The following is a 511-nucleotide window of genomic DNA, read 5'->3' as shown; positions in this document are numbered from 1 at the left end:
TACCGTTCGCCATGATTTGGGCGTCATCACCAATGGTCACCGACAACGGAGTCATTAATGAATCATCACCATCAGAATCGACGGCATAGACTGGTAAATCGAAGATCAGATCATTATTGTCGAGACCATCTGCATGGTCTAATGCTTCAAGTAGCGTGAAGGTGTATTCGCCTAACGTAGTACCTGAGAAGCTTAAGCTGAAGACAGGAACGTCCGTTCCACCGTCATCAATAAAGCCGGTATAGATGCCTGAGTCTGCTGGGTCTTCTTTAAGCTCAACCGCAATGTTGTTCGACGTTAACGCACCACCCACATTGAACTCAGTTGGTTCGATTCGGAGCTTCTCAACATCATCACTTTGGTTGGTAAACGAGATAGTCTCGGTTTGGCTCACCGCACTGCCGCTTGGTGTCGAGCCATCGGCAAGTTGTGTTTCTGATAGCGTCACGCTTGGTACGGATTCGATGGTTGGAATATCGCCATCAGTAATGGTCAGAGTGACCGTTGACGT

The 511-nt window shown here is 48.1% G+C and carries 1 protein-coding gene; it reads right to left on the bottom strand.

Annotated features, from left to right (window positions below):
- The coding region (locus AB4384_RS23395; protein ID WP_372130186.1) for a hypothetical protein at positions 1 to 511 on the bottom strand (511 nt) is incomplete at both ends.

The sequence above is a fragment of the Vibrio sp. 10N.261.51.A4 genome, from assembly GCF_041471945.1.
GTDB lineage: Bacteria > Pseudomonadota > Gammaproteobacteria > Enterobacterales > Vibrionaceae > Vibrio > Vibrio crassostreae_C.
Note: the sequence above shows the minus strand (reverse complement) of the source record. Positions and strands in the feature narration are given on the sequence as shown.